At 74.4% G+C, this 22,020-nt stretch carries 23 protein-coding genes; 10 read left to right on the forward strand and 13 right to left on the reverse strand.

What is annotated here, in order from left to right:
• The first annotated feature begins 84 nt into the window (after positions 1 to 84).
• On the forward strand, positions 85 to 2,202 hold the full coding sequence (locus K6T13_RS14505; RefSeq protein WP_222895252.1) for a S8 family serine peptidase: 2,118 nt from the start codon (positions 85 to 87) through the stop codon (positions 2,200 to 2,202).
• A gap of 45 nt (positions 2,203 to 2,247) precedes the next feature.
• The gene (locus K6T13_RS14510) at positions 2,248 to 3,027 is read left to right on the forward strand and encodes an inositol monophosphatase family protein (RefSeq protein WP_222895253.1); all 780 of its coding nucleotides are present in this window, start codon (positions 2,248 to 2,250) and stop codon (positions 3,025 to 3,027) included.
• A gap of 48 nt (positions 3,028 to 3,075) precedes the next feature.
• Here K6T13_RS14510 and K6T13_RS14515 read toward each other — a convergent pair whose 3' ends face one another.
• The 6 genes from K6T13_RS14515 to K6T13_RS14540 all read right to left on the reverse strand — a co-directional run bounded on the left by K6T13_RS14515 (position 3,076) and on the right by K6T13_RS14540 (position 10,023).
• Complete coding sequence (locus K6T13_RS14515; RefSeq protein WP_222895254.1) at positions 3,076 to 4,440, reverse strand: MFS transporter; 1,365 nt, start codon at positions 4,438 to 4,440, stop codon at positions 3,076 to 3,078.
• Between the two features lie 29 nt (positions 4,441 to 4,469).
• Positions 4,470 to 5,240, reverse strand: coding sequence for a 3-hydroxybutyrate dehydrogenase (locus tag K6T13_RS14520; RefSeq protein WP_222895255.1), 771 nt, complete (start codon positions 5,238 to 5,240; stop codon positions 4,470 to 4,472).
• Positions 5,241 to 5,328: 88 nt separating this feature from the next.
• The gene (locus K6T13_RS14525) at positions 5,329 to 7,179 is read right to left on the reverse strand and encodes a helix-turn-helix domain-containing protein (protein WP_222895256.1); all 1,851 of its coding nucleotides are present in this window, start codon (positions 7,177 to 7,179) and stop codon (positions 5,329 to 5,331) included.
• Between the two features lie 5 nt (positions 7,180 to 7,184).
• The gene (locus K6T13_RS14530; protein WP_222895257.1) at positions 7,185 to 8,159 is read right to left on the reverse strand and encodes an RDD family protein; all 975 of its coding nucleotides are present in this window, start codon (positions 8,157 to 8,159) and stop codon (positions 7,185 to 7,187) included.
• Positions 8,159 to 9,208, reverse strand: coding sequence for an FHA domain-containing protein (locus tag K6T13_RS14535; protein WP_222895258.1), 1,050 nt, complete (start codon positions 9,206 to 9,208; stop codon positions 8,159 to 8,161). Before K6T13_RS14535 ends, K6T13_RS14530 begins: the two co-directional genes overlap by 1 nt.
• Positions 9,205 to 10,023: a PP2C family protein-serine/threonine phosphatase gene (locus K6T13_RS14540; protein WP_222895259.1), complete on the reverse strand. Its 819-nt coding sequence runs from the start codon at positions 10,021 to 10,023 to the stop codon at positions 9,205 to 9,207. The genes K6T13_RS14535 and K6T13_RS14540 overlap by 4 nt, the downstream gene beginning before the upstream one ends.
• Positions 10,024 to 10,089: 66 nt before the next feature.
• On the opposite strand from K6T13_RS14540, the gene K6T13_RS14545 reads away from it, so the two are divergent.
• From K6T13_RS14545 to K6T13_RS14555, 3 genes are read left to right on the forward strand one after another with little or no spacing between them, the layout of a single operon-like run.
• Positions 10,090 to 12,369 (forward strand): helicase-associated domain-containing protein, encoded by a 2,280-nt coding sequence (locus tag K6T13_RS14545; RefSeq protein ID WP_222895260.1) that lies wholly within the window; start codon positions 10,090 to 10,092, stop codon positions 12,367 to 12,369.
• 20 nt (positions 12,370 to 12,389) lie between these two features.
• Entirely contained in the window at positions 12,390 to 12,917 is a 528-nt protein-coding gene (locus K6T13_RS14550; RefSeq protein ID WP_222895261.1) for a CGNR zinc finger domain-containing protein, read from the forward strand.
• Between the two features lie 54 nt (positions 12,918 to 12,971).
• Positions 12,972 to 14,606, forward strand: a complete 1,635-nt coding sequence (locus tag K6T13_RS14555; protein WP_222895262.1) for a DNA repair helicase XPB — start codon at positions 12,972 to 12,974, stop codon at positions 14,604 to 14,606.
• Positions 14,607 to 14,626: 20 nt separating this feature from the next.
• On the opposite strand, the gene K6T13_RS14560 is transcribed toward K6T13_RS14555, so the two are convergent.
• Positions 14,627 to 14,932 (reverse strand): DUF1905 domain-containing protein, encoded by a 306-nt coding sequence (locus K6T13_RS14560; RefSeq protein WP_222895263.1) that lies wholly within the window; start codon positions 14,930 to 14,932, stop codon positions 14,627 to 14,629.
• A gap of 34 nt (positions 14,933 to 14,966) precedes the next feature.
• Positions 14,967 to 15,653, reverse strand: coding sequence for a hypothetical protein (locus K6T13_RS14565; RefSeq protein ID WP_222895264.1), 687 nt, complete (start codon positions 15,651 to 15,653; stop codon positions 14,967 to 14,969).
• 92 nt (positions 15,654 to 15,745) lie between these two features.
• Between K6T13_RS14565 and K6T13_RS14570 the strand changes: the two genes are divergently transcribed.
• The gene (locus K6T13_RS14570; protein WP_222895265.1) at positions 15,746 to 15,943 is read left to right on the forward strand and encodes a PspC domain-containing protein; all 198 of its coding nucleotides are present in this window, start codon (positions 15,746 to 15,748) and stop codon (positions 15,941 to 15,943) included.
• Here the strand turns inward: K6T13_RS14570 and K6T13_RS14575 are convergent.
• Together K6T13_RS14575 and K6T13_RS14580 are read right to left on the reverse strand one after the other, a co-directional pair.
• Positions 15,907 to 17,100, reverse strand: coding sequence for an MFS transporter (locus tag K6T13_RS14575; protein WP_222895266.1), 1,194 nt, complete (start codon positions 17,098 to 17,100; stop codon positions 15,907 to 15,909). The two genes, K6T13_RS14570 and K6T13_RS14575, sit on opposite strands and share 37 nt — an antisense overlap.
• A 52-nt stretch (positions 17,101 to 17,152) precedes the next feature.
• A complete protein-coding gene (locus tag K6T13_RS14580) occupies positions 17,153 to 17,575 on the reverse strand; it encodes a hypothetical protein (RefSeq protein ID WP_222895267.1) in 423 nt (140 codons plus the stop codon).
• Positions 17,576 to 17,687: 112 nt separating this feature from the next.
• Between K6T13_RS14580 and K6T13_RS14585 the strand changes: the two genes are divergently transcribed.
• Together K6T13_RS14585 and K6T13_RS14590 are read left to right on the forward strand one after the other, a co-directional pair.
• Positions 17,688 to 18,572, forward strand: coding sequence for an oxygenase MpaB family protein (locus tag K6T13_RS14585; RefSeq protein WP_222895268.1), 885 nt, complete (start codon positions 17,688 to 17,690; stop codon positions 18,570 to 18,572).
• A gap of 2 nt (positions 18,573 to 18,574) precedes the next feature.
• Entirely contained in the window at positions 18,575 to 19,153 is a 579-nt protein-coding gene (locus K6T13_RS14590; protein WP_222898313.1) for an HD domain-containing protein, read from the forward strand.
• Positions 19,154 to 19,160: 7 nt separating this feature from the next.
• Here the strand turns inward: K6T13_RS14590 and K6T13_RS14595 are convergent, their stop codons facing one another.
• Both K6T13_RS14595 and K6T13_RS14600 read right to left on the reverse strand, forming a co-directional pair.
• Positions 19,161 to 19,421, reverse strand: a complete 261-nt coding sequence (locus K6T13_RS14595) for a DUF4031 domain-containing protein (RefSeq protein WP_222895269.1) — start codon at positions 19,419 to 19,421, stop codon at positions 19,161 to 19,163.
• On the reverse strand, positions 19,418 to 20,143 hold the full coding sequence (locus K6T13_RS14600) for a copper homeostasis protein CutC (protein ID WP_222895270.1): 726 nt from the start codon (positions 20,141 to 20,143) through the stop codon (positions 19,418 to 19,420). The genes K6T13_RS14595 and K6T13_RS14600 overlap by 4 nt, the downstream gene beginning before the upstream one ends.
• A 61-nt stretch (positions 20,144 to 20,204) precedes the next feature.
• On the opposite strand from K6T13_RS14600, the gene K6T13_RS14605 reads away from it, so the two are divergent.
• Positions 20,205 to 20,573 carry a hypothetical protein gene (locus K6T13_RS14605; RefSeq protein ID WP_222895271.1) on the forward strand — a complete coding sequence of 123 codons (369 nt, stop codon included), beginning with the start codon at positions 20,205 to 20,207 and terminating at the stop codon, positions 20,571 to 20,573.
• On the opposite strand, the gene K6T13_RS14610 is transcribed toward K6T13_RS14605, so the two are convergent.
• Positions 20,542 to 21,255, reverse strand: coding sequence for a GntR family transcriptional regulator (locus K6T13_RS14610; protein ID WP_222895272.1), 714 nt, complete (start codon positions 21,253 to 21,255; stop codon positions 20,542 to 20,544). The genes K6T13_RS14605 and K6T13_RS14610 overlap by 32 nt on opposite strands.
• A gap of 143 nt (positions 21,256 to 21,398) precedes the next feature.
• On the opposite strand from K6T13_RS14610, the gene K6T13_RS14615 reads away from it, so the two are divergent.
• Positions 21,399 to 22,010, forward strand: coding sequence for an alpha-ketoglutarate-dependent dioxygenase AlkB (locus K6T13_RS14615; RefSeq protein WP_222895273.1), 612 nt, complete (start codon positions 21,399 to 21,401; stop codon positions 22,008 to 22,010).
• Positions 22,011 to 22,020 lie beyond the last annotated feature (10 nt).

The following is a 22,020-nucleotide window of genomic DNA, read 5'->3' on the forward strand; positions in this document are numbered from 1 at the left end:
GCCGCGACTTGTGGGTACCTGCTGCGCGACGAGGCCCGGTGAGGGACACTGTGTGTTCGCATTTTCGTGGTACAGGAGGTGTCGGTGGTGCGTCGTGGGCGTCGCGCCCGGTGCGGTCTGGCGACCGTACCGCTGCTCGTCGCGCTCACCGGGGCTCTCGCCGTGGCGCCCCTGAGCGCCGCGCACGGCGACGACGCCGAGGGCGCTGCCCTCCACCTGGTGACCTTCGACGAGCCCGGCACCGCGGGTCGTCGCGGTGACCGCGACCCCGCCGACGTGCGGGAACAGCTTCGCGATCGTCAGGACTCCGCCCTGGCACGTGTCTCCGCGCCCGAGCCCGTCTACCGCTGGACCACCGCGCTCAGCGGAGTCGCCGTCGAGCTCACCGACCGGCAGGCGACCGAGCTGCGCTCGCAGCCCGACGTCGCGCTGGTGGAGCAGAACGCAGTCCGCCCGCTGGCGACCGCGGCGGCCCCGGCCGCGTCGGCTCCGGCCCCGCAGGGTCGCGGGGGAGCCGGCGTGGTGGTCGGCGTGGTGGACACCGGCATCTGGCCCGAGAGCCCGGTCTTCGGCGACTCCCCCGGCATCGGCCCCCGACCGGCGCGCTTCGTCGGCGCCTGCACACCGGCGGAGGACTGGGACCGCGGCGTGTGCAACGACAAGCTCGTGGCCGCAGCCTGGTTCGTCGACGGCTTCGGTGAGGACGCGGTCGCTGCCGACGAGCCGCTGTCCCCCCGGGACGTCCGCGGCCACGGCACCCAGGTCGCCTCGATCGCGGCCGGGAACGCCGGAGTCACCGTGAGCGCCCCGGGGCTGCGCGGCGACTACAGCGGTGTCGCACCGCGCGCCCGGCTGGCGGCGTACAAGGCATGCTGGAGCGCGCCCGACCCCGAGGACGACGGCTGCGCGACCGCCGACCTGGTCTCGGCCATCGACCGTGCCACCCGCGACGGGGTGGACGTGCTGAACCTGTCCGTGGCCGGCGCGCCCGGCATCGACACGGTGGAGCGAGCCCTCCTCGGAGCCGCGGAGGCCGGGACCGTCGTGATGGCAGCCGCCGGCAACGACGGCGCCGACGGCTACGCGACCCACGTCTCCCCCTGGGTGACCACCGTGGGTGGTCTCACCAGTGTCGGCAACGCCGGGGGTGTCGTGCTCGGCCGCGGTGAGCGACTGGACGGCCTGATGACGGCCCGCCGACCCGTGCGCGCAGCCGCCGTCGTCGCCCGCGACATCGCCGCTCCCGGTCGCACCGCCCGTGACGCGGCCCGCTGCGCCCCGGGCAGCCTCGACGCGGCCCGCGCCTCCGGCCGCGTCGTCGTCTGCGAGCGAGGTGTGGTCGGCCGGGTCGCCAAGTCCGCCGCAGTCGACCTGGCCGGTGGGGTCGGCATGGTGCTGGTCAACGTCCGGCGCGGTGAGCTCGCCCACGACCTGCACGCCGTCCCGACCGTGCACCTCGGACGGGGTGCCGGTCGCACGCTGCTCGCCCGGTTGTCCTCCGACCGGGGCCGCACGATCACGCTCGCCCCGAGCGACGCCCGGCGCAGCGCCCCCCGCGTGGCCGGGTGGTCGCCAGCCGGCGACCCCCAGGGCAGCGTCCTCAAGCCCGACCTCGTCGGCGGCGGCACCGGCGTGCTCAGCGCCGTACCGCCGACGGTGGCCGAGGCCCGGTGGGCGTTCCTGTCCGGGACCTCCGCCGCGACGGCCAGGGCGAGTGGCGCCGCCGCCACGCTGCTGGCCCGCCGCGGCTGGTCACCCGACGTCGTCCGGTCGGTGCTGGCAGGCAGTGGCCGCGACACGGGCGACAGCGTCATCCGCAGCGGCTCCGGCGCCCTCGACCTGCGCGCCGCCCAGCGTGGTCGGCTCGCCCACACCGTCGGCCCCCGCACCTACCGCCGGTGGCTGGCCGGCAAGGTCGACGAGGTCAACGCACCCTCGCTGCTCTTCCGGGGGGACGGCACGGCAAAGCGCCGAGTCACCAACGTCGGCGGCCGTGCCGACACGTGGCGGGCCGAGGTCAGCGGCTTCGAGCGCCACGCGGTGACGGTCTCCCCCTCGACCGTCACGCTCCGGCCCGGCCGCTCGGCGACTTACCGCGTGACCGTGAGCGGCTCGGAGATGGGTGGCCTCGACGACGGCGCCATCACCTGGGTGGCCGGGGACGGCAGCCGGGTGCGGGTGCCGGTCGCGATCGGCCGCTGACACCGGGGCCGTCGCGCGGACCCGGCACCCCAGTAGCGTGGCGCCGTGGACACCGACGCCGTGCTCGACCTGATCCGCGAGGTCGCCGACGAGGTGATCACCCCGCGGTTCCGTGACCTCGCCGACCACCAGGTCGACGAGAAGAACCCCGGTGACCTCGTCACCGTCGCCGACCGCGAGTCCGAGCAGCTGCTCACGCGAGCCCTCGTCGCGGCCTACCCCGACGCGGTGATCCTGGGCGAGGAGGCCTGTGCCGAGGACCCCGCCCTCCTGGAGCGGTACCGCACCGCCGAGCACGCCTTCACCGTCGACCCCGTCGACGGCACCCGGAACTTCGTGCACGGCTCCCCGGACCACGCGGTGATGGTGGCCGAGGTGCGCGGCGGGCAGTCGGTGCGCGCGTGGATCTGGCAGCCGCAGCACGAGCAGGCGTACGTCGCCGAGCGCGGCGCGGGCGCCTGGGGCAACGGGAAGCGACTCACCCGGCCCCCGGTGGGCGAGCGGGTGCGGGGGGTGACGTCGCGGCGCTCGTGGCTGGGCCGCGCGGTGGGGACACTGCAGGCGCTGGAGCTGACGTGGGTCTGCTGCGGGGTCGACTACCCCAAGCTCGTCGAGGGCGAGGCCGACTACGCGCTCTACGGCCGCTCCCGGCCCTGGGACCACGCCCCCGGCTCGCTGCTGCTGACCGAGGCCGGCGGCTTCGTCGGGACCTTCGACGGTGAGCCCTACCGGCCCCAGGCCGGCGTGCCGCGGGCCCTGATCACCGCCGCCGACCGTGCGACGTACGACCTGGTGCAGGGGCTGGTCCCCGACGCCCTCGCGTGACACAGGCCTCCCCGGGGTCTTCCCGGGGAGGCCTGCGCGCTGGGTGGCTCAGTGGTGCGCGGCACGCACCACGCGGTCGTGGCGCAGCGACGACGCCCGGGTCTCCTTGGCGAAGAGCACCGCGATCACGGTGATCACCGAGGCGACTGCCACGTAGATGCCGACAGCGGTGGTGTTCTTCTCCTCCACCGAGCCGAGCAGCTGCACCGCGATGATCGGCGCGAGGGCACCGGCGAAGATCGACGCCAGCTGGTAGCCGACCGAGGCGCCGGTGTAACGGACGCTGGTGCCGAACAGCTCGGAGAAGAAGGCAGCCTGCGGCGAGTACATCATCGAGTGGAACAGCAGTCCGACCAGCACGGCGGTGAGCACGGCGGTGCCGGTCATCGAGTCGAGCAGGTTGAAGAACACGAAGGACCACACCGCCACGCCGACCGCGCCGACCAGGTAGAGCGGGCGCCGCCCGATCCGGTCGGAGAGGGCGCCGAAGGCGGGGATCATGAAGAACTGCACCGCGGCGCCGATCAGCAGCATCTGCAGGATCAGGTCCTTGTCCGCCTCCAGGTAGGTGGTGACGTAGGTGATCGAGATGACGGTGAAGATGTAGTAGGAGATGTTCTCCGCCATCCGCATGCCCATGGCGATGAGGACCTCCTTGGGGTAGGTCTTGATCACCTCGAGCAGCGGCATGTGGGAGGCCTCCTGCTTCTGGTCGGCGATCTCCGCCTTCGCCTCCCGGTAGACCGGGGACTCCTCCAGCTGCAGGCGCACCCACAGGCCGATCAGCACCAGCACGGCCGACAGCAGGAACGGGATCCGCCAGCCCCAGGCCTCGAAGGCCTCGTCGCTCTGGACGGCGGCCAGCACGAAGAGCACGCCGGTCGCGAGCAGGTTGCCCAGCGGCACGCCGGCCTGCGGCCAGGAGGACCAGAAGCCGCGGCGCTCGGGGTCGCCGTGCTCGGCCGCCATCAGCACCGCACCACCCCACTCGCCGCCGACGGCGAAGCCCTGCAGCAGCCGGCAGACCAGCAGCAGGATCGGGGCGGCGACACCGATCGAGGCGTACGTCGGCAGCAGGCCGATCGCAAAGGTCGCGACCCCCATCAGCATGAGCGCGACGACCAGCATCTTCTTGCGACCGACCCGGTCGCCGAAGTGGCCGAAGACGATCCCGCCGAGGGGCCGCGCCGCGAAGCCGACGGCGTAGGTGCCGAAGGCGAGCAGGGTGGCGTTGACGGGATCGGACTCGGGGAAGAACAGGGTGCCGAACACGAGGGCTGCGGCCGAGCCGTAGAGGAAGAAGTCGTACCACTCGACGGCGGTGCCGACCAGGCTGGCGAAGACGACCTTGACGATCGAGCTCTGCTCCTCGGTGCCCCCCGTGTCGGGTGCGTTGACGGACTGGGTGGTCATGTCGTGCGTTTCCTTTCCAGGAGGGTGGGTCAGGCGGCGGACCAGCCGCCGTCGATCACGAAGGAGCTGCCGGTGATGGAGGCCGAGGCCGGGCCGCAGAGGAAGGCGACCGCCTCGGCCACCTCTACGGGCTCGACGAGCCGCTTGATGGCCTGGCGTGCCAGGAGGACGTCGTCGAGGACCTCGCTCTCGTCGATGCCGTGGGTGCGCGCCTGGTCGGCGATCTGGCCCTCGACCAGGGGGGTGCGGACGTAGCCGGGACACACGGTGTTGCTGGTGACGCCCTTGCCCGCACCCTCGAGGGCGATCACCTTCGACAGCCCCTCGAGGCCGTGCTTGGCGCTGACGTAGGCCGACTTGTAGGCCGACGCGCGGTGGCCGTGGACGCTCGACACGTGCACGACCCGGCCCCACCCGCGCTCGTACATCCCCGGCAGCACCTGCTGGGTGAGCAGGAACGGCGAGACGAGCATCAACCGGTGGATCAGCTCGAACCTGGCCGGCTCGAACTCCTCGACGGGGGCGACGTGCTGGATGCCGGCACAGTTGACGAGGACGTCGGCGGTCAGGTCCAGCGCGGTGACGGATGTCGTGTCCGCGAGGTCGACGACGCGGTGCTCGCCGCCGATGTCGGCGGCGTGCTTGGCGGCGGCCTCCTCGTCGCGGTCGAGGACCAGCACCGCGGCCCCGAGTTCGGCGAGCCGGCTGGCGACCCCGGCGCCGATGCCGCTGGCCCCGCCGGTCACGACGGCACGCCGGCCGTCGAGCGCGGCGGGACGGGTGACAGGGGTCTCAGGCATGCGGGGGACGCTAGTCCGGGGAATCGCAGCTCAACCATGTGCTTGCGAACCACAGATTCGGCCGCAGGGTGGCCGCGGCCCACATCGGTCAGCGGGAGGGGCTGCGGCGCAACCGGTGCACCCGCAGCGCGAGCTGCAGGTCCAGCGCCCGCTCGGGCTCGCGCCACTCCGGCCCGAGCAGGCCGGTGATCCGCTCCAGCCGCTGGGAGACGGTGTTGGGGTGGACGTGCAGCCGGGCCGCAGCCTCCTTGACCGTCCCACCGGTCGCGAACCACGCCTCCAGCGTGGCCACGAGGCTGGTGGAGCGGGCCTCGTCGTAGGCCAGGACGGGACCCAGGGTCGTGGCGAGGTACGTCGCCAGGTGCTCGGGATCGTTGTCGCCGAGCAGCAGGCGGGTGACCCCGAGGCCCGCGGGGTCGCTGACCTCCCCCACGCGGCCGAGGGTCAGCAGGGTCTCGAGGCACCGGCGAGCCTCGGCGTGACCGTCTCCCAGCGCGTCGGGGTCGGCCGCGCAGACGCCCACCGTGGCGGAGCCGCCGCGCGCGGCGACCGCCTCGGCCAGCCGCGCCCCCGCCTCGAGGGGGTCCTCACCCGGGACGAGCAGCACCAGCCTGCCGAGGTGGTCACCGGCCAGGCCCTGGTGCTCGGCTGCCAGGCGGGTCAACGCCCGCCGTGCCGGGAAGCGGTCGAGCCCGGTCACCGCGGCGACCGCGACGACCAGCGGCGGCTCCAGGACGACCTGGCGGCGGCGGGCCCGCTCGCGCAGCGCCGGCAGCGCGCTCGGTCGGGCCTCGAGCAGGTCGGCGAGGAGCTCACCCCCGAGCCGGTCCTCGGTCTCGGCGACGGTGCGGGCGAAGAGGATCACCAGCGAGGTGACCAGGGCGCCACGTTCGAGGGTCCGCAGCGCCGGCTGGTCGAGCTCGCGACCACCCGCGTCGAGGACCAGGGTGGCGACGTGCTCGGTGCCGGCCTGGGCCGCGGTCACGTAGTGGCGCCCGCGCCGCACGGCGCGTCCCGAGGCGACCGACTCCGCCGCCGCTGTCGACCAGTCGCCAGGAGCCTCGGCGCCGGCCAGGTGCTCGTCGTCGGGCCCGAGGACGGCCAGGGGTCCACCCATCACGTCGGCCATCACGTCGGCCACCTCCTCCACGCCGCCACCGGCGACCAGGAGGTCGGTGAGACGGTCGTGGGCGAGCGCCGCCGCCTCGACCGCAGCGGTGTGCTGGGTCATGGTGCGGTGGGCGTCGTCGAGGTCGGCGAAGAGCTGTGCGTTCTCGAGGGCCACCGCGGCGTGGGCGGCGAAGGAGGTCAGCAGCGTCACCTCGTGGGGCGGGAACGGCCGCACCGACCGGTGGACCGCGAGCAGTGCGCCGATCACCCGCCCCTCCAGCACGAGCGGGACGCCCAGGATCGCGCGGATGCCCTCCCCCGCCACGGCCTCGTCGATGTAGCCACGGTGCACGAACCGTTCGTCGGACTGGTAGTCCTCGGTGAAGTAGGGCTCCCCGGTCTGGGCGACCAGGCCGAGCAGCCCGGTGCCGAGCGGCAGCCGGAGCTGCTTGAACTCCGGGGTCAGTGCGCCCTCGGTGACCTTCATGTACGACGCGCCCTCGGCCTCGTCGTTGAGGGACAGGTAGGTCATGTCCGCCTGGAGCAGCTGCCGGGCACGACGCACGATGGCGGCCAGGATCGTGTCGACGTCGCGGATCGCGGTGAGGTCGTTGGCCGTCTCGTAGAGGGCCCGCATCTCCGCCTCGCGCGCCTGCTGCCGGGCGATGAGCTCGCGCAGCCGGAGCGCGACGTCGTACTCCTCGCGGAGCCGGACGAGCTCGTCGGGCCCGACCCCCGCCTCGACCGCGTCGGCCACCACCTGGTCGAAGGCGCTGCGGGGCGCTTCCTCGTAGAGGAGCTGGAGGAACGAGCGCCGCGGGTCGGACATCGAGGTCAGGCCTCGCGCTGCACCGTCAGGGTGCGGTCGCCCAGCCGTACGGTGTCGCCGGCCTGGAGCGTCGCCGGATCGTCGGCCAGCAGCTGTCGCGAGGACCCCGCCCGGATCAGGACCGTGCCGTTGCGCGAGCCGCGGTCGGTGACCACCAGCGACCCGTCGGGGGCGACCGCGATCGCGGCGTGGGTCTTGGAGACCGAGAGGTCGTGGGAGGTGAGGGCGACCGGGCGGCCGACCGGTTCGTCGGGTCGGCCCTCGGGGCGGCGTCCCAGCAGCAGGAGTCCCTCGACCGCCAGCGACTCCCCGGAGTCGAGGGTCACGCGCCACCGCGGGACGGGGATGACCCCGACGGGGGCCGAGGCCTCATCGGCACCCGGGTGGGCCCCTGCCGCCCGGCGCCCGGGCGCGACGGCGCCCTGGCCCGCCGGTGCCGGCGCGAGCCGCATCGCCGTGAGGTTGAGCACCGGGCGCGGCAGCTCCTCGACGACCTCGGCGGGCTCGGGCACCGGTCGCACGTCGACCACGACGCTGCCGGTCAGCACGTCGTGCCACCCCCGACGCCGGCCGTGCGGGTCACTGACCGCGGTCTGGGCCAGCGTGGCCAGGCCGATGCCGAACGTCGGGAGGGCGGCGCCCGCGAGCACGAGCCCTCGCAGCAGGGCGGCGGGCACACCGATCGGCCGCCCGGTGGCGGCGTCCACGACCCGGAGCCCCAGCAGGGCCTTGCCCGGGGTGAGACCCCACAGGCCGACCCCCACGGCGGTCGCGGCGACCACCAGCAGCACGCCGAGGACGATCAGGACCAGGCCACCCCACAGCCCCCCGTGCCGCCACGACACCAGCCAACCGGCGTACCCGACCAGGGCGAGCAGCGGCCAGGCCCACAGCCGGTCGAGCACGAAGGCGTAGAAGCGGCGGTCGGTGCCGGCGGGCGGGTGGGTCGGGTCGGCCTCCGACCGGGCGTGCGTCGACATCAGGGAGCGGTCACCGTGATGGTGATCCCGTCGCCGAGGTCGAGCACCGCCCCGGGGACCAGCACGACGGGGGTGCCCGCGGTCAGCTCCTCGGCGGCCTGGCCGGGCCGGACGAGCACTGTGCCGTTGGTCGATCCGAGGTCCTCGACGACGGCGTGGCCGTGGTCGCTGCCGCTCCCGGGCCGGACCTCGAGGTGGGTCGAGGAGATCTCCTGACCGGGGCTCGGCACGGTGACCAGCTGTGGCTCCCCGGTGCCGCGGGAGCGCCCGGCCTGGGGCGCGCGACCGACGACGACGGCGCGGTCGACGGCCACCTCCTCGCCGTGGGAGAAGACCAGGCGGACGACCGCGGCAGGCTCGGACTCCTCAGGTCCCGGCACCGACGACTGCAGCGGCACCGGCTGCGTGACCGCGACCGGCGGGGGCGGTCCGGAAGGGACGCCGATCGGCGGCTCCGGCGGGGGCTGCGACCAGTCGGTCTCGGGGCCGAGCGGGCCCGGCGGCGCCTCGGGCACCGGCATCGGACCGGTGGTGGGGAGCTCGGCGCCGGGGTCGGGGTCCGGCTCGTCGGCGGGAACCTCGACCTCGTCCTCGTGCTGGTGGCCCCCGACTTCCGCGGGCGTGGTCAGCTCGCTCACGCGAACCAGTCCCCCGGTCATGGTGTGGAGGGCGGCCTCTTCAGCGGCGTCGGCGACCACCAGGCGCAATGACGAGACCCCGCTCAGCGTCCGCTCGGCCCAGGTCGTGGCCTCCGTGCCGTCGACGGTGACCTCGCCGTCGTCGGCCACGACGTGGGCCTGCGCCGGGCCGCGGACGACGAGCCTGGTGGTGCCCTCCGCGGTGGCCACGAGCACGAACCCGGTGAGGTCACGCAGCCCGCGGGAGATCAGGGCGTCGAGCACGACGTCGAAACCACCGCCGTCGTCGACGACGGACCAGAGCTCGGCGACCCGCTCCTTCTCGGCCGGAGGCAGCAGCACCGTGGCGTGCTCGCCGACGACGGCGAACCACGGGCCCGGTCGGTAGCTGTGTGCCGACGCGTCGGTCACGGCAGGGCCCCCAGCTTCCGCTCGAGGCTCGATCGCTGACGGTCGGCGTCGTAGTCCGGCACGTCGGCCCATCCCACCACATCGACGACGACTGCCGTCGCGTTGTCACGGCCGCCCGCGGCGAGGGCGGCCTCGACCAGCCGGTCGGCCGCGTCGCGCGGGTCGTCGGTCGCACCGAGGATCTCCTCGATGGCCGCGTCGTCGATCATGCCGTTGATGCCGTCGGAGCAGAGCAGCAGCCGCGGCGCCTCCGCGAGGGGGAGCAGGAAGTAGTCGGGCTCCGAGGCCTCCCGACCACCCAGCGCGCGGGTGATGACGTTGCGCTCGGGGTGGGTCGCGGCGTCCTCGGTGCTCAGGGAGCCGGCGTCGACGAGCTCCTGGACCAGGCTGTGGTCGGTGCTCACCTGGCTGAGCCGTCCCTGCGAGAGCCGGTAGGCGCGCGAGTCGCCGAGGTTGACCAGGAACCACGCCGGGCCGCCGTCGTCGACGACGATCGCGGCGACCACGGTGGTGCCGGCGTACGAGCGAGCCTGTCGGGAGGTCTCGCCGTCGGCGCCGATCTCGGCGATGCGCTGCTGGCAGGTGGCCAGGGCGGCGGCGAGCTGCTCACGGGCCTCGGTCGGGTCGAGGGCACGGTCGGCGAGCCGGCCCAGCTCCTCGACGACGACGCGGCTCGCGACGTCACCGCCCTCGTGACCGCCCATGCCGTCGGCCACCGCGAAGACCGGCGGGGCGGCGAGGTAGGCGTCCTCGTTGACCTCGCGGACCCGACCGACGTCGGTACGGGCGCCGTGGTGCAGCTCGACCTGCTTCATCCCACCTCCTGGCCGGGCAGCAGCGTACGGGGTCGCCGACGCGGGCAGCCGGGTAGCGTGGGACGGATGTCGGGAGCAGGAGGCGCCGGGGCGACGTACCGCACCCTGGCCGAGCAGCTGCGGGCGTGGCCGGAGGACCGGCTCGCCCGTCTGCTCAGCGACCGACCCGACCTCGCCACGCCAGCTCCTCAGGACTCCGGCCAGCTGGCGTCGCGTGCCGCCACCCGGTCCTCCGTCGTACGCGCGCTCGACCAGCTGACGCTGCCCGAGCTCTGCGTCCTTGATGCCCTCGTCGTCGCGGGTCAAACCACCCGGGAGGAGATCTCCCGGCTCGTGAACGCCGATGCGGCCGCCACGGGTGCCGCGATCGAGCGGCTCCTGGACCTCGCGCTGGTGTGGGAGGCGCGGGAGGGGCTGCGTCCGCTGACCGGCGTGGTCGAGGCACTCGCCTCCGGCGGCCCGGGGGTGAGCGGGCTGCGCCCACGCTCCGAGAAGCCTCCCGGCGGGGAGCGGCTCGCGCAGCTGCTGTCCGAGCTGAGCCCGCAGGCACGCCGGCTCCTCGACCACGTCGAGGCGCACGGCGGTCAGGGGACCACCGGGTCCTCACGGACGACCGTGTCCACCGACGAGGCTGCCTCCCCGGCCGAGGAGCTGCTGGCCCGCAGGCTGCTCGTGCCCCGGTCCGGCGGGGTGGTGGTGCTTCCCGGCGAGGTCGGCCTGGCGCTGCGGGGTGGGCACACGACGCGGGAGCGCGTCGACGAGGTCCCGGCGATCGCCGCCACGTCCCGCTCGCCGGAGCTCGTCGACCGGGCGGCTGCCGGCGCCGCGCTGGAGGCGGTGCACCGGGTCGAGCTGCTCCTGGACCACTGGGGCGCCCACCCGCCCGGCGAGCTCCGGTCAGGAGGGCTCTCCGTCCGGGACCTCAAGGCAGCCGCCACCATGCTGCACGCGGACGAGCGCGACACGGCACTGCTGATCGAGGTCGCCGCCGCGGCGGGGCTGGTCGCGACCCGGGCCGACCGCGACGGCGTCCCGGTGTGGGTCCCGACCGACGCCTTCGACCTCTGGTCGGCTCACGAGCTGGCCGACCGGTGGCTGGCGCTGGCTCGGCACTGGCTGCAGAGCCCGCGGGTGCCGGGACTGGTCGGCAGCCGTGACCAGGCCGGCAAGGGACGCAACGCCCTCGCCCCCGACCTCACCAGCCCGATCGCGGCGGAGACCAGGCGGATGACGCTCGAGGCGCTGGCCACGCTGCCCGAGGGCGACCAGCTCGCCGCGGGCACCGGTGTCCCGTCGCTGGTCGCGCGGCTGACCTGGCAGCGACCCCGGCGGCCACGGGCCCGCGCCGACCAGGTGGCCTGGGCGGTGGCGGAGGCGGGCGTGCTGGGCGTGACCGGGCTCGGCGGCCTCGCTGGCCATGGTCGGCTGCTGCTCGACGGTGACCACGAGGCCGCGGTGGCGACGTTGGCGCCGCTGCTGCCGAAGCCGCTCGAGCAGGTCGTGCTGCAGGCCGACCTGACCGCGGTGGCGCCGGGCCCGCTGGAGTCCAGCGTGGCGCGGCGGCTGCACCTCGTCGCCGAGGTCGAGTCACGCGGCGGCGCCACCGTCTACCGCTTCACCCCGGGGTCGGTCCGACGTGCCCTCGACCTGGGATGGTCGGCTCACGAGGTGCACGAGCTCCTCGACGAGGTGGCCGCCACCGACGTGCCGCAGCCGCTGCGCTACCTCGTCGACGACAGCGCCCGCACCTTCGGCAGCATCCGGGCCGGCCACGCCGAGGCGTTCCTCCGCGCCGACGACGAGACGGTGCTGACCGAGCTGCTCCACCACCCGAAGGCCGGTGGTCTCGGACTGCGGCGCCTCGCCCCCACGGTGCTGGTGAGCGACACCCCGCTGGACGTGCTGCTGCCCCGGCTGCGTGACATCGGTGCCGCGCCGGTGGTCGAGGCGGCCGACGGCACCGTGCAGATCGCCCGGCCCGACCAGCTGCGGGCCCGCACCCCGCGCGAGGCCCGCGGCGCCGCGACGGCGCGCGCCCGGGAAGCCGCCCACGTCGCCCAGGTGGTGGCCGCGGTCCGGGCCGGCGACCGCGTGACCGCGTCCCGCCCGGCGGCGGCGCGACCCCTCACGCCCAGTGGTTCGCTCGCGGCGCTGCGGGAGGCGATCGAGACGGGGGCGGCGGTCGTGATCGGGTACGTCGACAACCACGGCAGCCGCAGCGAACGCCTGGTGGAGCCGGTCCGCGTGGAGGGTGGGCAGCTGACGGCGTACGACGTACGCAGCGACGACACCCGCACCTTCGCCATCCACCGGGTCACCTCCGTGCGTGCGGTCGAGGACGCCTGAGACCGCCGTAGAGTGGACCGGTGGACTTCATCCGGTACGCCGAGGCGTCGGCCGGCCTGCTCAACGCGGAGCTGCCCGACGACGGCGCGCTGGTCGCCCACCTCGCGCACCGCGAGTGGCTCCACCCGTCCTGCACGGATCGCGACGCCTTCGTGCTCCGCCGCTTCCAGCGCGAGCTGCGGCCGGTCTTCGAGGCGTCCGACGCCGGCGACGCCGCGGGTGTCATCGAGGCCCTCAACGCGCTGATGGAGAAGTACCCCATCACCCCGATGATCTCCGACCACGACCCCGACGACCTCCACCTCCACGTCGCGACCCGCTCGGCGTCGGTGTCCGAGCTGCTGATCGGCGAGTCACTGCTCGGGCTGGCCACCCTGGTGTGCGACCTCGGGCCGACCCGGCTCGGCGTCTGCTCGGCGACGCCCTGCACCAACGTCTACGTCGACACCTCCCCGAACCAGTCGCGGCGCTACTGCTCCGAGCGCTGCTCCTCCCGGGCCAACGTCGCGGCGTACCGCGCACGGCAGAAGGCGGACTCGGGGGTCTGACCGGCCGGTCGGCCCGGCGTCGGCCGTTGGCGCGGCTGCGTAGGCTTGCCGGTTGTGAATGCGGGCCCCCTCATCGTCCAGTCGGACAAGACGCTCCTGCTCGAGGTCGACCACGAGCAGGCGGCAGACTGCCGCCGCGCGATCGCGCCCTTCGCCGAGCTCGAGCGGTCGCCCGAGCACATCCACACCTACCGGCTGACGCCGCTCGGCCTCTGGAACGCGCGGGCCGCGGGCCACGACGCCGAGCAGGTGGTCGACACTCTGCTGACCTACAGCCGGTTCGCGGTGCCGCACGCGTTGCTGGTCGACGTCGCGGAGACCATGGCTCGTTACGGTCGGCTGCGCCTGGACAAGCACCCCACCCACGGCCTGGTGCTGGTCACGACGGACCGCCCCGTCCTCGAGGAGGTGCTGCGCGCCAAGCGGGTCGCCGGCATGCTCGGCGCTCGCCTGGACGACGACACCGTCGCGGTCCATCCCAGCGAGCGGGGCAACCTCAAGCAGGCGTTGCTCAAGCTCGGCTGGCCGGCCGAGGACTTCGCCGGGTACGTCGACGGCGAGGCCCACCCGATCGAGCTGGCCGAGGACGGCTGGTCGCTGCGCGGCTACCAGCGCGAGGCGGCCGAGTCGTTCTGGCACGGCGGCTCGGGCGTCGTCGTGCTGCCGTGCGGCGCCGGCAAGACGCTGGTCGGCGCTGCCGCGATGGCCCACGCGCAGGCCACCACGCTGATCCTCGTCACCAACACGGTCTCGGCCCGGCAGTGGAAGGACGAGCTGGTGCGGCGTACCTCGCTCTCCGAGGAGGAGATCGGCGAGTACTCCGGGCAGGTCAAGGAGATCCGACCGGTCACCATCGCGACGTACCAGGTGATGACGACGCGACGGAAGGGCGTCTACCCCCACCTCGAGCTCTTCGACGCCCGCGACTGGGGGCTCATCGTCTACGACGAGGTGCACCTGCTGCCGGCCCCGATCTTCCGGATGACCGCCGACCTGCAGGCACGGCGCCGGATCGGGCTGACGGCGACGCTGGTGCGCGAGGACGGCCGTGAGGGCGACGTCTTCTCGCTGATCGGGCCGAAGCGCTACGACGCCCCGTGGAAGGACATCGAGTCGCAGGGATGGATCGCGCCGGCCGACTGCGTCGAGGTGCGGGTGACGATGCCCGAGTCGGAGCGGATCACCTACGCCACTGCCGAGCTCGAGGAGCGCTACCGGCTCTCGGCGTGCACGCCGGCCAAGACCCGGGTCGCCGAGCGTCTGGTCGAGCAGCACGCCGGCGAGCCGACGCTGGTGATCGGGCAGTACCTCGAGCAGCTCGACGAGATCGGGGCCGACCTCGACGCACCGGTGATCAAGGGCGACACCCCGGTCAAGGAGCGGCAGCGGCTCTTCGACGCCTTCCGCGCCGGCGAGATCTCGCTGCTGGTCGTCAGCAAGGTCGCCAACTTCTCCATCGACCTCCCCGAGGCGGCGGTCGCGATCCAGGTCTCGGGGTCCTTCGGCTCCCGCCAGGAGGAGGCACAGCGACTGGGCCGGCTGCTCCGACCCAAGGCCGACGGCCGGACGGCCCGGTTCTACGCGATCGTCTCCCGCGACACGGTCGACGCGGACTTCGCCGCCAACCGGCAGCGCTTCCTCGCCGAGCAGGGCTACGCCTACCGGATCGTGGACGCCGCCGACCTCTGAGGCCGGTCGGTGCGCGGCGGCTAGGAGTCGAGCACGGTCAGCCGGACCTCGGCCTCGTCGCCCGCTTCGAGGTCCTCGGCCCGGCGCACCGCCTTCTTCACCGGCAGTACGTACGCCGCCTCCTCCTTCGACGGGAAGACGCTGGTGCGCCACGTCGAGCCGCCGATGGTGACCTCGACCCTCACGGACCCGAAGCCGCGCGGCGCCCGGGCGACCATGCGGTCCTCGATCTCGTCGGAGACCTCGGGCGGCACCGTCAGGAAGACCCAGGAGTCGGGGCGCGCCTCCCACGGCCACAGCGGTGCGGTGAACGTCCACGCGTCCATGCAGACACCGTAGGCCGCACCACCGACACCCGCGTCAGGCCGAGGCGATGATGTCGTTCTCCAGCCACAGGTCCCGGCCGGTGCCCCCCACCGGGTGCAGCAGGACCACGACGCCGGTCGCCACGTCGAGGGCCGCGTCGTAGGCCTCGGGCCAGGTGACGCCCGCCGATCGGGCGGGCAGGTCCTCGCCGTCGGCGAGGTCGGACCGGGCGCCCGCCTCGCTGCGCAGCAGCTCGCAGCAGTCGCCGCCGCACAGCGGCGCGTAGCCGGTCTCGGCCGTGAGCCGGGCCCGCCACGCGGGCCGTCCCGCCACCTCGACCTCGCGGAGGTCCTCGACCCGGACGTGGTGGCTCAGCTCGGCCGGGTCGAGCATGGCGACCCAGGTGTAGCTCTCCCAGAACAGGCCGTCGTCGAGGTAGCGGTCCGCCGCCGAGCCGGCGCCCGGACGCCGCGCCACCAGCCCGTCCTGCCGGTAGGTCGGCACCGGTGGCCGCCACGGACCGCTCGCCGCGCCGTCGGCCCGCTGCGTCCCCAGGCTGTTGCTGATCGACCGCCCGTCGGCGGCGAGGATCCGCACGCCGTCCGGCCGGGTCAGCCAGGCCTCCACGTCGGTCCCGGGCGAGGCGGCTTCGCCACCGCGGCGGTGGCGGACGTGCAGGCTCGTCCAGCGCCACGGCGAGCTGCGCGCCAGGGCGTGGAAGGAGTCTGCGGTCGGCCTCACCCCGTCATCATGAGCCCGCGCCCACCCTGACCGCACCCTGATTTCGGTGCCTCGGGGATGCAATCCTCGGCCGGGCGAGGGACGGTGGAGCCATGAGCGTCTCCTACCCGCCCCGTCCCCTCGTCCGGCCCCAGGACAAGCGCATCATCGCCGGCGTCTGCGCCGGACTCGCCCAGCGCTTCGGGGTCACGCCCACCACGGTGCGCGTGATCTTCGTGCTGAGCTGCCTGCTGCCCGGGCCCCAGTTCGTCGTCTACATCGCGCTCTGGGTGCTGGTGCCGAGCGACTGACGCAGCGCGCGCGTCACGCGCCGGGCCAGCAGCAACGTCCACGCACAGCCCACGAAGGCGATGCCGGCGCCGATGGCGAACGCCGCCGGGATCCCCTCGGCCCGGGCGACCAGCCCCATGAGCACCGGGCCGGCACCCAGTCCCAGGTCGATGAAGGCGCTCGCGGTCCCGGACGCAGCTCCGCGCTCCGAGGGCGTCGCCGTGGCGAAGATGGCGGAGAAGAAGGCCGGTGTGGCGAACGTGACGCCGAGGGCCGCGATCACGACGCCCAGGATGAGGCCTGCCGGTGCCTGCCAGGCTGCCATCACCGTCAGCCCCACGCCGATCGCCACCAGGGAGGCGGCCGCCAGTGGCAGCGACGGCAGCCGGTCCGGGATCCGCGCGAACGCGATCCGGCAGCCGACGACCACCAGCCCGTAGGTGAGCAGCGCGGTCGAGGTGTTGCTCATCCCGATCTCGCGCGAGTGCAGGGCCGCAAAGGCGAGGAACCCGCTCACGGCTGCCAGCGAGGCGAAGAACCCCAGGGCCAGCGGGATGGCCGGGACGTGGATCAGCCGGCCGTGCCCCCCGCCCTCCCGGGTCCGCGGCGGCTCGCGCAGCAGGAGCGTGAGCGCGGCCGCGAGCAGGGCGAGCACCGTGGCGCCGTACCAGGCGACGTCCAGGCTCCAGGTCCGGGCCAGCACCTCGCCGAGGGGTGGACCGAGGGCGATGCCGAGGTAGAGCCCCAGCGAGTTGTAGCTGAGCGCCTCCCCCATCCGCGACGGCGGCGCCAGGTCGGCGAGCAGCGCGAACCCGGCGACGAAGAACGCCGCCTCGGCCACGCCCTGCAGCAGCCGGATCGCGATCACCAGGGCCAGCGACTCCACGAACGGGACGAGCAGCATCCCGACGCCGCAGACCGTCGCGCCCGCGATCATCAGCGGTCGGCGACCGTGGCTGTCGGAGAGCCGACCGGCGAAGGGCCGGCAGATCAGCGCGGTGACGCCGAAGGCGCCGAAGGCCAGGCCGGCGCCGGCCTCGTCCGACCCGATCCGTCCGGTGACGGTCAGCGGCAGCGCCAGGATCGCCACCCCGATCGCGGTGAAGTAGGCGAGGTCCGCGACTCCCAGCAGCACGAACGAGCGGGTCAGCAGCCGCGGTCGCGCCTCGTCGGGCATGGAGGAACGGTAGACCCGGGTGACGACGCCGCGCAGCCGCGGACCAGACGCCTCAGCCGACGCCGTGAGCCGCCACCGCCGCCACCGCGCCGACCAGCGCCAGCGCGAGGCGCAGCCGGTCGACGAGCAGCAGCCGTCGCAGCAGCACACCCTGGGGCCCTTCGCGTCCCAGGCGCCCGTGCAGGGGTGCGGCGGCGACGCCGGTGACGACCACCACGGCGACGAGCGCTGCGACCGCCACCAGCAGCGACGGTGACCGGTCCGCGGCCACCAGCGCCCAGCCCGAGCTCGCCAGCAGCGCGGCGTACCACGGCACGACCAGGAGGCTGATGCGGCGCGAGTGACCGTCGTGCGAGACCGACCAGGACGTCTGGGGCACCGCGGCCAGCGCGGGGTAGACGACCACCGTCACGGTCAGCTGGAACCCCGCGTGGCCCAGGGCCACCAGCGCGAGGACGAGTCCGGCGTCGATCACGTCCCTCCCCCTCCCCGGCGGGTCCCCGGTCGTCCCAGGACGACGTCGGCGAGCGTAGCCAGCCGCCGGTGACGACCTCCCCGATGTGGAGCGCTCTCGTACGCTCGGGACCGTGACCGTGCGCGACCGGCTGGGAGAGGCGATCTTCCGGGTTGCCGCCGGCCCCGACGGCCCGCGGCACCGCGACCGGATCCACGGTCGCCCGGGACCGCGCTGGTTCGACCCCGCCTCCCCCATCGGCGTCGTCCACGGCGACGCGTCCATGTTCGTCGGCGGCGTGCGGGCGCTGCTGCTCCAAGCACTCCACCCGGCAGCGATGACGGCGGTCTCGGAGCACTCCGGCTACCGCGGCGACATGCTCGGCCGGCTCGCCCGGACCAGCCGCTTCCTCGCCGTCACGACCTTCGGTCACGAGGAGGACGCCGAACGGGCCGCCACAGCGGTGCGGGCCATCCACGACCGCGTCGTCGGCACGCTCGCCGACGGCACCCCCTACGCCGCCTCAGACCCGCACCTGCTCACCTGGGTGCACATCGCCGAGGTCGACAGCTTCCTCGTGGCCCACACCGCCTACGGCGACCGCCCGCTCGACGCCGCCGGACGCGACGAGTACGTCGCGCAGACGGCCGTGGTCGCCCGCAAGCTGGGCGCGGCCGACCCGCCCCGCACCGAGGCCGAGCTCGCCGAGCGGATCGAGGCGTTCCGACCCGAGCTCGCGGCGACCGATCACGCCCGGGAGGCCGTCGACTACCTGCTGCGGCGGCCACCGCTGCCGCTGGTCGCCCGCCCGGCGTACGGCGTGCTGGTCGGGGCCGCGGTCGGACTGATGCCGGCCTGGACGCGGGCGCCCCTCGGGCTTCCGCGGTGGCCACTGGCCGAGCGGACCGTGGTGCCGGTCCTCGGCTCCGCCGCGACCCGCACCATCCGCTGGGCGCTGTCACCCGGCCGCGACACCGCCCGGGAGCTGGCTGCCCGGCGCGAGGCGGGGGCCGCGTGAGCATGACCTCGGCGCTGGCCGGGCGCTGGCCGCTCCCCGAGCTGACCCGGCTGCGCGACGAGCTGCTGGCGGCGTACGCCGACGACGGCCGCGGCTACCACGACCTGCGACACCTCACCGAGGTGCTGGACCGGCTCGGGGAGCTCGGTTGCGACGACCCCGTCGTGGTGCTGGCCGCCTGGTTCCACGACGCGGTCCACGAGGGCCGCGAGGACGACGAGGAGCGCTCGGCGCAGTGGGCGGAGCGGGCGCTCCCGGACCCGCCGGCGGCCGACGTTGCCCGGCTGGTGCGGATGACGGCCACTCACCGCCCCGACGCCGAGGACGCCCGCGGCCAGCTGCTCAGCGACGCCGACCTGGCGATCCTGGCCGCCCCCGCCGAGCGGTACGCCGAGTACACGCGCGACATCAGGCGGGAGTACGCGGCCGTCGCGGACGCCGACTTCGCGGCCGGCCGTGCCGCCGTGCTGCGTGACCTGCTCGCCAAGCCCGACCTGTTCCACACCGACGTCGCCCGCGACCGGTGGGAGGCACGCGCGCGCGCCAACGTGACGGCGGAGCTCGACCGGCTGCACGACTGACCCGGCCTCACGCCTCCCGCTTGCGCCGACGCAGCCCGGCCGTGACCAGCCGGGCGACCAGCTCCCGGGAGGAGACCGGGACGGCACCGGCCGCGACCATCGCGTCGTACCACTCCTCGGGCACGTCGTAGTGGTCGCGGTCGAAGCCCCGCTCGGGGATGCCCATCTCGCGGGCGAAGTGGTGCAGCTCGTCGTAGGAGCTGTCGCTGGCGAGGTGCGACCAGAGCCTGCCCCGACCGGCGGCGAGCGGGGGGTCGATCAGGATCATCCGGCGACGGACCGGTCCGCCCGGGCCACCGCGTCGTCGAGCAGCAGCCGCCACGACCGCACGTGAGCGGCGTCGACGTCGGCCTTGAGGGTGCCGCCCGGGCGTGCCTGCGGCCCCAGGTGGAACGCGCGGACCCCGGCTCGGGCGAACCACGGGACGTGCTCGCCCTGGAGGCCGCCGCCGGGCATCACCAGGCTCGCGACCCGTGGCGATGACGAGGCCAGCTCGAGCAGCTCGTCGTAGCCCACCGCGAGCCCCTGGGGCGACCCGGACGACCTGACCGCCACCAGGCCCGGCAGGTCCACGACGCGGGCCCAGGACCGGGTCGCGTCGAGCGTGAGGTCGAAGGCCTCGTGGAAGGTCCACGGCACCCCGGGCAACCGGTCGGCCAGCGCGGCACACAGCTCGGTGTCGACCTCGAGGTCGGCGTCGAGGAACCCGAAGGACACCCCGGCGGCACCGCACCCGAGGTAGTCCTCGGCGAGGCCGGCGAGCCGCGTGAGCTCACCGCCGGTGGTGGTCCAGGAGTCGTTGAGTCGCAGCAGGCAGAACACCGGCAGCTCGGTGTCGCGGCACACGGCGGAGGTGAGCTGCGGCTCGGGCGAGAGCGCCCCGGTGTCGGCGGGCTCGCCGACCAGGTGGAGCCGGTCGGCGCCGCCCTCGTCGGCCCCGGGCACGTCGCGCGGCGAGCGCACCTGGACCTCGAGCAGGGCCTTGCTCATGCCGCCACTGTAGGTCCGCGACGGCCGAGGGTGGTGTGGGCGCGCGGGGCACAATGGACGGATGGACCATCGGCTGTTCCTCGCGGTCAGGGCGCAGGTGCTCGCCGATCTGCACGCCAGGGGCCGCGCCTCGGTCGACCTGGTGTCCGCGCTCGAGGACGCCGTGGAGGCGCGTCGCTGGTGGGCCGAGCAGTGGCCCGAGGGCGAGGTGTACGTCGCCGGGCTGGTGGCGCAGGACGTGCAGGACGCAGCCGTCGACGCCGGTGAGCGGTGGCCGGTGTGCCGCAGCTGCGGTGAGGCCCCGGAGCACGCCCTCCACATCCACCCCGATCTCGGGGGCCCGGACCCGGTGTGGGTGTGCGAGGAGTCAGGGGTGCCGGTGGCCGGCTTGGGTCGGCTCAGCCCCGACCCAGGTGGACCCACCACGTGAACCGGTCGGCCCGGTAGACCGACCGGGACACCTCGACGATCTTGTCCTCCGCGAAGGCCCGCCGCGAGTGGCGCATGACCGCCGCGCCCGGGTCGATCTCCAGCAGCCCCGCCTCGTGCTCGGCGGCCAGGTCGGCGGAGATCGAGTCGTCGGACCACGTCGGTCGCAGCCCGCGCGCGTCGAGGGCCTCGTAGAGGCTGGTCGGCATCCCGGCCTGCAGGAAGCCCGGCAGGAGCACCTCGTTGAGGTAGGCGTCCTCCAGGCACATCGGCACGCCGTCCGCGCGCCGGAGGCGTCGCCAGTGGATCACCGGGTCGCCGGCGGTCAGGCCGAGCGCTCGAGCGACGCCGGGACCGGACTGCTCGCGTCGGGCCAGCAGCGTCTGCGACTCGGCGAGCAGGCCGCGCGCCACCATCTCCTCGGTGTAGCTGAGCAGGCGTCCGATCTCCGGTCGCGGCCGGGAGACGAAGGTGCCCCGGCCCGGGATGCGCTCGAGCAGCCCCTCGGCGACGAGGGCGTCGACGGCCTGCCGGACGGTCATCCGGGCGACGTGGAACTGGTGGACGAGCTCGCGCTCGGAGGGGGCGGGGGTGCCGGGTTCGGCGTCGCGGATGAGGCCGCGGACGTACTCGCGGACCTGGACGTGCTTCGGCACTCCGGACCCCACCAGCAGACCCTCCATTGCTCAAGGCTACGACGAACCGCCCCGCCCCGTCCCGCGTTCGGGGAGACGCACCGTTACCACGTGCTCGGTCGCACGACGCCGCGACGCGCCGACATGTCTCGGATCCGAACACGTGTTCGATCCCGTGCTAGCGTCGGCCCATGCAGTTCCAGAGCACCCTCTTCGACGCCGGGTCCGACCTGCCGCCGTCGCTGGCGCCCGAGCGGACCGACCTCGGGGCGGGTGCCTGGCTCGACGTCCAGCGGACGTGGCTGCCGGAGGCCGACGAGGTCTTCGCGACGCTGGTCCGCGACGTCCCGTGGCGGGCCGAGCAGCGCCAGATGTACGACCGGCTCGTCGACATCCCGCGGCTGACCTACACCTACATGATCGGCGAGGAGCTCCCCCATCCCGCGTTGTCCGCGGCTCGTGAGGCGCTGAGCGAGCACTACCTGCCCGAGCTGGGTGAGCCGTTCCGGACGGCGGGCTGCTGCTACTACCGCGACGGCCGCGACAGCGTCGCGTGGCACGGCGACACGCTCGGCCGGGGCAGCACCCACGACACCATGGTGGCGATCGTCTCCGTCGGCGACCCTCGCCGGCTCGCGCTGCGACCGCGCGGTGGTGGCGACTCCCTCGCCGTCGAGATGGGCCACGGCGACCTGGTCGTGATGGGTGGCTCCTGCCAGCGGACGTGGGAGCACGCCGTGCCCAAGGTCGCCCAGGCCGGGCCGAGGTTGTCGGTCCAGTTCCGGCCGTTCAACGTGTTCTGAGCCGACCGAC

This window comes from Nocardioides coralli, from assembly GCF_019880385.1.
GTDB classification, from domain to species: domain Bacteria; phylum Actinomycetota; class Actinomycetes; order Propionibacteriales; family Nocardioidaceae; genus Nocardioides; species Nocardioides coralli.

What these genes read in the sequence shown, in the direction of transcription:
- K6T13_RS14515 (WP_222895254.1), bottom strand. Translation starts at nt 4,440, where the DNA reads ATGACCACCCAGTCCGTCAACGCACCCGACACGGGGGGCACCGAGGAG.
- K6T13_RS14520 (WP_222895255.1), bottom strand. Translation starts at nt 5,240, where the DNA reads ATGCCTGAGACCCCTGTCACCCGTCCCGCCGCGCTCGACGGCCGGCGT.
- K6T13_RS14525 (WP_222895256.1), bottom strand. Translation starts at nt 7,179, where the DNA reads ATGTCCGACCCGCGGCGCTCGTTCCTCCAGCTCCTCTACGAGGAAGCG.
- K6T13_RS14530 (WP_222895257.1), bottom strand. Translation starts at nt 8,159, where the DNA reads ATGTCGACGCACGCCCGGTCGGAGGCCGACCCGACCCACCCGCCCGCC.
- K6T13_RS14540 (WP_222895259.1), bottom strand. Translation starts at nt 10,023, where the DNA reads ATGAAGCAGGTCGAGCTGCACCACGGCGCCCGTACCGACGTCGGTCGG.
- K6T13_RS14545 (WP_222895260.1), top strand. Translation starts at nt 10,090, where the DNA reads ATGTCGGGAGCAGGAGGCGCCGGGGCGACGTACCGCACCCTGGCCGAG.
- K6T13_RS14560 (WP_222895263.1), bottom strand. Translation starts at nt 14,932, where the DNA reads ATGGACGCGTGGACGTTCACCGCACCGCTGTGGCCGTGGGAGGCGCGC.
- K6T13_RS14570 (WP_222895265.1), top strand. Translation starts at nt 15,746, where the DNA reads ATGAGCGTCTCCTACCCGCCCCGTCCCCTCGTCCGGCCCCAGGACAAG.
- K6T13_RS14575 (WP_222895266.1), bottom strand. Translation starts at nt 17,100, where the DNA reads ATGCCCGACGAGGCGCGACCGCGGCTGCTGACCCGCTCGTTCGTGCTG.
- K6T13_RS14590 (WP_222898313.1), top strand. Translation starts at nt 18,575, where the DNA reads ATGACCTCGGCGCTGGCCGGGCGCTGGCCGCTCCCCGAGCTGACCCGG.
- K6T13_RS14595 (WP_222895269.1), bottom strand. Translation starts at nt 19,421, where the DNA reads ATGATCCTGATCGACCCCCCGCTCGCCGCCGGTCGGGGCAGGCTCTGG.
- K6T13_RS14600 (WP_222895270.1), bottom strand. Translation starts at nt 20,143, where the DNA reads ATGAGCAAGGCCCTGCTCGAGGTCCAGGTGCGCTCGCCGCGCGACGTG.
- K6T13_RS14605 (WP_222895271.1), top strand. Translation starts at nt 20,205, where the DNA reads ATGGACCATCGGCTGTTCCTCGCGGTCAGGGCGCAGGTGCTCGCCGAT.
- K6T13_RS14610 (WP_222895272.1), bottom strand. Translation starts at nt 21,255, where the DNA reads ATGGAGGGTCTGCTGGTGGGGTCCGGAGTGCCGAAGCACGTCCAGGTC.
- K6T13_RS14615 (WP_222895273.1), top strand. Translation starts at nt 21,399, where the DNA reads ATGCAGTTCCAGAGCACCCTCTTCGACGCCGGGTCCGACCTGCCGCCG.